This is a genomic window from Arthrobacter agilis (assembly GCF_002953615.1).
Lineage (GTDB): Bacteria > Actinomycetota > Actinomycetes > Actinomycetales > Micrococcaceae > Arthrobacter_D > Arthrobacter_D agilis_B.
This window is the reverse complement of record NZ_CP024915.1, coordinates 1,054,213-1,060,565: the sequence shown is the minus strand read 5'-3', so window position 1 is coordinate 1,060,565 and position 6,353 is coordinate 1,054,213. Positions and strand designations below refer to the sequence as shown.

Sequence of the window (6,353 nt, the reverse complement as noted above, 5' to 3'; positions counted from 1 at the left end):
TCGAGGGTGACGAAGGCCGGGTTCCTGGCGGCCAGTTCCGCCGAGGGCCCGATGGGCACGAACTCGTCGTCCTCGCTGTGCAGGACGAGCGTGGGCAGGGTCAGCTGCTCGGCGCGGGCGATCCAGTCCATGCTCTTGAGATCCAGTGGGGCTGCCAGTCCGGTGATCCGCCGTGCGCGCCGGCTGGCGAGGAGGTACTGCCCGAGCCGCCCGACAGGGGCGGGGATCCGGTTCAGCTCGGCGTGGTGCGCGAGCACCTCGATCCAGTTGACGACGGGGCCGTCGAGCACCAGCGCGGCGATGCGCCGCCGGTGCCGGGAGAGGTCGGCGGTCTGCAGGACGATCGCGCCGCCCATGGACCAGCCGAAGAGCACGACGTCGCGGGCACCGGAGGACACGGCGAAATCGATCGCGGCGTCGACGTCGTGCCACTCCGTCATCCCGAGGCCGTAGCGGCCGTCCGGCGCGGACGGCGCCTCGCCGTCGTTCCGGTAGGACAGGACGAGGCTGGTCATACCGAGCCGGCGCGCCGGCGGTACGGCGCGCAGCGCCTCCGCCCGGGAGGCTCCGCGGCCGTGCACCATGATGGCCCAGGTGCGGGCAGGAGCTTCAGCGCGGACGAGCCAGGCCGGGGCCGAGCCGCCCTCGACGGGGATGCTCACCTCCTCCTCGGCGAAACCCATCGCCGCCGGTGACGGGTAGACGGCCCCGCCCCACCAGCCGCGGGTCGCCGAGGTCAGGTCGCCCGCATAGACCTCCTCCACCTCACGCTCCACCGTCCCCTCCCGGGGCACGTAGGACCGGATGGCACCCACGCGGGCGTGGCCCGCTCCCCCGTCGAAGTGCAGGCTGTAGGTACCCTCGATGGTCGTGTCCTCGTTCGCGGGGAGGATCACGGTGCGGTTGCCCGCCTGTCCGACCACCGCGAGGATCTCCAGGTTCTCGTCGCGCCTGCGCGCCGGTGTGACGATCTGCCGGGCGAAGTACACGGCGAGCCCGGACACCGCGCCGGCCGCGGAGGACGCGAGCGCGGCTCCAGCGCCCACCCCGAGTGCGGTCCACTTGAGCCAGGGAGCCCGAACCCGCTGCGTCGCGGCCGTCGACGTTCCAGTTGCCATAGCTCCATTTCTACCCTGCGCCGCAGGCGCCGTCGATTCGCGCCCCTGCAGCACCGCGGGCGGGCGGGGCTCCGCAGTACAGTGGCGCCATGAGCCGAACAATACTGGTGCTGACCGAGGAAGCCCTGACCCACCCCGATCTCCGGAACCTGCGGACCCTGCAGGGTGAGGATCCCGCCGAGGTCGTCGTCCTGATCCCCGAGGACCGCAACGAGTCCGTCCTGGGCGAGTTCTTCCGCCACCTGAGCCTCCTCGAGGTCGGTGAGGCGTTCCGCTCGTTCTCCGGCGACGACCGCCGCCATGACGAAGCCGCCGCCCGCACCGCCCTCGACGCGTCCCTCCGCCTGCTGCGGGACGAGGGATTCGCGGCGGGCGGGCGCACGACGACGGGGAATCCCGTGGACGCCCTCGTGCGGGAGGCCACGGAGAGTGGGGCCGAGCAGGCGGTGGTGATCACGCGTCCGCACGCCATGGCCGACACGTTCCACACCGACTGGGCCAACAGGGCACAGGACAAGCTCGGTATCGCCGTGCTGCACCTGTACTCGGGTTCGGGATTTATCGGCGACTCGTAGGCGTTGCACCGGATATGACTACCGAACGCGACACCTACCGGCCCGAGATCGAGAAGTCCGATGACGAGTGGCGCCGGGAACTGACTCCCCAGGAGTTCCAGGTCCTGCGCAAGGCGGGCACCGAGCGCCCCTACACCGGGGAGTACTACGACGCGAAGACGGCCGGCACCTACGCCTGCCGCGCCTGCGGTGCCGATCTGTTCACGAGCAACGAGAAGTTCGACTCGCACTGCGGGTGGCCCTCGTTCTGGGCGCCGCTGGCGGACGACAGGGTGCGGTACCTGCATGACAGGTCGATGGGCATGGAACGCATCGAGGTGCGCTGCGCCAGATGCGACTCCCACCTCGGGCACCTGTTCAAGGGCGAGGGCTTCGACACCCCCACGGATCAGCGGTTCTGCATCAACTCGATCTCCATGAAGCTCGTTCCGGCGGAGTAGCCCGGACGAGAGCGTGCGGAAAGGCCGGCCCGCGAGCCGGCCTTTCCCGTGTCCTGCGTGTCCGGGTACGTCCCTTGTGCGTCCCATAGCGGGGAAAGCCGGTCTGGTCCTCTCCCGCCGTCGTCCGCTCCCGAGCATAAGACTTTCTGGAACTTCTCCCTTCGGAGTGTAAGAGGAGCTGTCCTGGTTGCTACGCTCGCGGCAACGGATCCGACATCCACGACCAGAGAAAGCAGGAGCCATGACCGTCACCCCCCTCGCGCCCGTCGACACCACGCCCCAGGAGCAGCCCGCCTGGCTCTCCCTCAAGGCAGCAGCCCAGGAGCTGCGCCTGTTGCAGGTCAAGGACGGTTCCATCCCGGAGCCGGAGCACCACGCTCCGGCCGCCGAGCTCACGGTCGCCATCACGGCCGCGATCACGGAGCTCGCCCCCCTGTTCCCCCACGACGCCGAGTACCTCCGGCGCACCGTCACGGCATTCGACGCCTGGCGATCGAGCGGATTCGCCGTTCCCGACTTCCTCGAGCCGCTGCTCGCCTTCCAGCCCCAGCAGGACCGCACGGACGGCCTCCAGCACCTCGTGGTGTTCCCCATGTACACCCAGAACGGCAGCACCAGCCGGCTCGTCGAGGCGGTGCTGATCGAGGTCCTCTGGCCCGAATTCATCGCCGAGCTCGAAGCGGGCGCATACTCGAACGGCCTGTTCGTGCCCATCCGGTTCCTCGACTTCACCGAGGGCTACAACACGAACTCCGCCGTCCTGTTCCCCGAGACCGTCGCGGTGAGCGAGACCCCGACCTTCACCTGGGGAGCCATCTTCGCCGACCGCGAGGCCGCCCGGTTCCGCCGCGTGGTCCGGGCAGCCGCCGACATCACGCGCCTGGAACTGCCGCAGGACGCCCTGGAACTCCTCGACGACCAGAAACTCACCGAGGAGACCTTCGTGATGTGGGACCTCATCCACGACCGCACGCACATGCGCGGCGACCTCCCCTTCGACCCCTTCATGATCAAGCAGCGCATGCCCTTCTTCCTGTACTCGCTCGAGGAACTGCGCTGCGACCTCACCGCCTTCCGTGAATCCGTCACGATCGAGAAGGACGAGGACGCGTCACCCGAGGCGCGGAAGCACGCGAAGCTCGTGCAGTACGCGGTCATCTTCGACCGCATCTTCCGCTTCAGCATCACCGGTAGCCGCGTGCGCAACTACGACGGCCTCGGCGGACAGCTCCTGTTCGCGTGGATGCACCAGCACCGCGTCCTGCACTGGACCGACACCGAGCTCACCATCGACTGGGACGAGGCGGCGGACGTCGTCGTCGCCCTCGGTGAGCAGATCGAGCAGCTGTACTGGCGCTCGATCGACCGGCCGAAGATCGCGCACTGGCTGGCCGCCTACGACCTGGTATCCGCCACGGTCACCCCGCACCCCGCATCGGTCTGGGCCAAGGGTCCCGACGCGCTCGAGCTCCTCGGCCCCCCGCGTGGCCTGACCGACGCCGTGCTCGACGACGAGTTCCCGCTCTCGATGTTCTTCGAGGCCCTCGACCGCAAGATGAAGCCGGTCATCGAGTCCACCGCGGGCATCACGGCGGACGCGGCATGAGCGAGAGCACCGGCGGCCGGACCGCCGTCGTCGCCGGTGCCACCAGCGCATCCGGCAGGGCCCTCACGCGACGGCTCCTCGCGGACGGACTGACGGTGGTCGCCGTCGGCTCGGACGCCGGGCGGCTCGCCGAGGCCTTCGCGACGCTCGAGGGCGTGGACCGCCAGGAGTGCGACCTCACGGACGAGGCGGCGGTGCGGGTCCTCGCCGACCGCGTACGCGCCGACCACGGCGGCGCAGACGCCCTGTTCCACCTCGTCGGCGGCTGGCGGGGCGGCAAGGGGATCACCGCCCAGTCCACGGCGGACTACGACGCCCTGCACCGCTCGGTGTTCGTCACCCTCTTCAACACCAGCAGGGCCTTCTACGACCAGTTGGCCGAGCGGGGCGGACGCCTCGCGGCGGTGTCCGCCACCGCCGTCGCCGCCCCGACGGCCGGCAACGCCTCCTACGCCGCGGTCAAGGCCTCCGTCGACGCCTGGCTCCAGGCCGTCGCCGACGGCTTCGCCAGGGACGGCAGCGCGGCGGCATCGACCGCCGTCGTGGTCAAGGCGCTGGTCGACGACACCCTGCGGCAGCAGCACCCCGACCGGACGTTCCCGGGCTACACCCACGTCGACGATCTCGCCGGCATCCTGGCGTCGCTGCTCGGGGCGCCTCCGGCGGACGTCAACGGGGCCCGCATCGACGCGGTGCGCGACGCGCATCGGGGATAATGGAACCGTGACCGACACCCTGACAACAGCCCCGTCCCTGCACGACCGCACCCAGCGGAGCTTCGCCTCCGACAACTACTCGGGCGTGCATCCGGAAGTCCTCACCGCGCTCGCCGCAGCGAACGAGGGCCACCAGGTCGCCTACGGCGAGGACCAGTACACCGCCCGCCTGCAGGAGGTGATGGAGCACCACTTCGGCGAGGGCATCTCCATCTACCCCGTCTTCAACGGCACGGGCGCCAACGTGCTCTCGCTGCAGTCGATCCTGCCGCGCTGGGGCGCCGTCGTCTGCCCGCGGACGGCCCACATCAACGTGGACGAGAACGCGGCTCCGGAGCGGGTGGGCGGCATCAAGCTGCTGACGGTCCCGACGCCGGACGGCAAGCTGACTCCCGAGCTGATCGACCGTGAGGCGTGGGGCTGGGGGGACCAGCACCGCGCGCAGCCCCTGGCGGTCTCGATCACCCAGACCACCGAGCTCGGCACGCTGTACTCCGTCGCGGAGATCAAGGCGATCGCGGACCACTGCCACGCCCGTGGCATGCGGGTCCACATGGACGGTGCCCGGCTCGCCAACGCCGCGGCCGCCCTCGGCCAGCCACTGCGCGCCTTCACGCGCGACGCCGGCGTGGACATCCTGTCCTTCGGCGGCACCAAGAACGGCCTGATGTTCGGTGAGTGCATAGTCGTCCTGAACCCGGAGGCGTCCACGGGCCTGGAGTACCTGCGCAAGCTCAACATGCAGCTGGCGTCGAAGATGCGCTTCGTCTCGGCGCAGCTCATCGCCCTGCTGGAGGGCGACCTGTGGCTCCGCTCGGCGGGGCATGCCAACGCGATGGCCGCACGCCTGACCGAGGGCGTCCGCGGCATCAAGGGCGTCACGCTCACGCAGGAGACCACGGCCAACGCGGTCTTCGCCATCCTGCCTCCAGGCTCGGCCGACCGCATCCGCGAGAGCTTCCGCTTCTACGACTGGGACCAGGCAACCGGGGAGGTCCGCTGGATGTGCTCGTTCGACACCACCGAGGAGGACGTCGACTCCTTCATCGAGGCGATCCGTCGGGAAGTCTCCGCCTGACGCGGGCGGTGCGTCCCGGGCCGGATGCGCCCGCCCGCACACCCGTTGCGACGGCGCGCCGCCGCAGCAGCCACCCCCGCAGGGCATAACCTGCGGGGGTGAGTGCAATCGGCGGTATAACGCAACTACCTGCGGAATTCCTGGACGCCCTCGCCGGCCTGCGGCAAGCAGCCCGTCGCAGCGAGATCCGGCTCGAGGAGATCCCGGCGCCGTCGCGCCTGGCCCCCTTCGCGGTGGCACTCGGGGCCGAGGTCTTCGAGGCCACGCCCGTCCTGCCGCCACCGCTCCACGGCCCGGCCCGCACCCTCCTGCTCCCGCCCGAGCCCGAGGAGCTGGCGACCGGACGGTTCATCCTCCTGTACGATCCCGACGGCTCCGAGGTCTGGAACGGCCGCTTCCGGATCGTCACCTACATCCGGGCACAGCTCGAACCGGACATGGGCAACGACGCGCTCCTCGGCTCGGTCGCCTGGACCTGGCTGGTGGAAGCACTGGGCAATCACGGGGCACGCCACCACAGCACTGGGGGGACGGCCACGAGGATCCTCTCGGAGAGCTATGGGACGCTCGAGGACCGGCCCGACACCATCGACATCGAACTCCGTGCGTCCTGGACACCGGAGACCTCCGACGTGCGGAGGCACCTCGAGGCGTGGTCGGAGATGGTCTGCACCTTCGCCGGGCTGCCGCCGCTGCCCGACGGCGTCGCGCACCTTCCGCACCGCAGGTCCTGACTCCGCGCTGCACCGTCCGGGCCCGGGAGCAGCACCGGGTGCTTTCCGGGCGCACACGCCCGCGGGGATAGACTGAAATCACCATG

Annotated in this window: 7 protein-coding genes; 6 read left to right on the top strand and 1 reads right to left on the bottom strand. The window is 70.3% G+C overall.

Going from position 1 to position 6,353, the window contains the following annotated elements; translation table 11 throughout:
* A partial coding sequence (locus CVO76_RS05050) for an alpha/beta hydrolase family protein (RefSeq protein WP_208740998.1) occupies positions 1-1,118 on the bottom strand: 1,118 nt, incomplete at its 3' end.
* Positions 1,119-1,207: 89 nt separating this feature from the next.
* On the opposite strand from CVO76_RS05050, the gene CVO76_RS05045 reads away from it, so the two are divergent.
* The 6 genes from CVO76_RS05045 to CVO76_RS05020 all read left to right on the top strand — a co-directional run bounded on the left by CVO76_RS05045 (position 1,208) and on the right by CVO76_RS05020 (position 6,267).
* On the top strand, positions 1,208-1,693 hold the full coding sequence (locus CVO76_RS05045; protein WP_133080612.1) for a universal stress protein: 486 nt from the start codon (positions 1,208-1,210) through the stop codon (positions 1,691-1,693).
* A 14-nt stretch (positions 1,694-1,707) separates the two neighbouring features.
* Positions 1,708-2,133 carry a peptide-methionine (R)-S-oxide reductase MsrB gene (gene msrB / locus CVO76_RS05040; protein ID WP_133080613.1) on the top strand — a complete coding sequence of 142 codons (426 nt, stop codon included), beginning with the start codon at positions 1,708-1,710 and terminating at the stop codon, positions 2,131-2,133.
* A gap of 241 nt (positions 2,134-2,374) precedes the next feature.
* Positions 2,375-3,739: a DUF6421 family protein gene (locus CVO76_RS05035; RefSeq protein WP_133080614.1), complete on the top strand. Its 1,365-nt coding sequence runs from the start codon at positions 2,375-2,377 to the stop codon at positions 3,737-3,739.
* Positions 3,736-4,455: an SDR family NAD(P)-dependent oxidoreductase gene (locus tag CVO76_RS05030; RefSeq protein WP_208740996.1), complete on the top strand. Its 720-nt coding sequence runs from the start codon at positions 3,736-3,738 to the stop codon at positions 4,453-4,455. The genes CVO76_RS05035 and CVO76_RS05030 overlap by 4 nt, the downstream gene beginning before the upstream one ends.
* Before the next feature lie 7 nt (positions 4,456-4,462).
* Complete coding sequence (locus CVO76_RS05025; protein WP_133080616.1) at positions 4,463-5,533, top strand: threonine aldolase family protein; 1,071 nt, start codon at positions 4,463-4,465, stop codon at positions 5,531-5,533.
* Between the two features lie 107 nt (positions 5,534-5,640).
* Positions 5,641-6,267, top strand: a complete 627-nt coding sequence (locus CVO76_RS05020) for a DUF3000 domain-containing protein (protein ID WP_133081008.1) — start codon at positions 5,641-5,643, stop codon at positions 6,265-6,267.
* The last annotated feature ends 86 nt before the right edge of the window (positions 6,268-6,353 follow it).

What these genes read in the sequence shown, in the direction of transcription:
- CVO76_RS05045 (WP_133080612.1), top strand. Translation starts at nt 1,208, where the DNA reads ATGAGCCGAACAATACTGGTGCTGACCGAGGAAGCCCTGACCCACCCC.
- msrB (WP_133080613.1), top strand. Translation starts at nt 1,708, where the DNA reads ATGACTACCGAACGCGACACCTACCGGCCCGAGATCGAGAAGTCCGAT.
- CVO76_RS05035 (WP_133080614.1), top strand. Translation starts at nt 2,375, where the DNA reads ATGACCGTCACCCCCCTCGCGCCCGTCGACACCACGCCCCAGGAGCAG.
- CVO76_RS05030 (WP_208740996.1), top strand. Translation starts at nt 3,736, where the DNA reads ATGAGCGAGAGCACCGGCGGCCGGACCGCCGTCGTCGCCGGTGCCACC.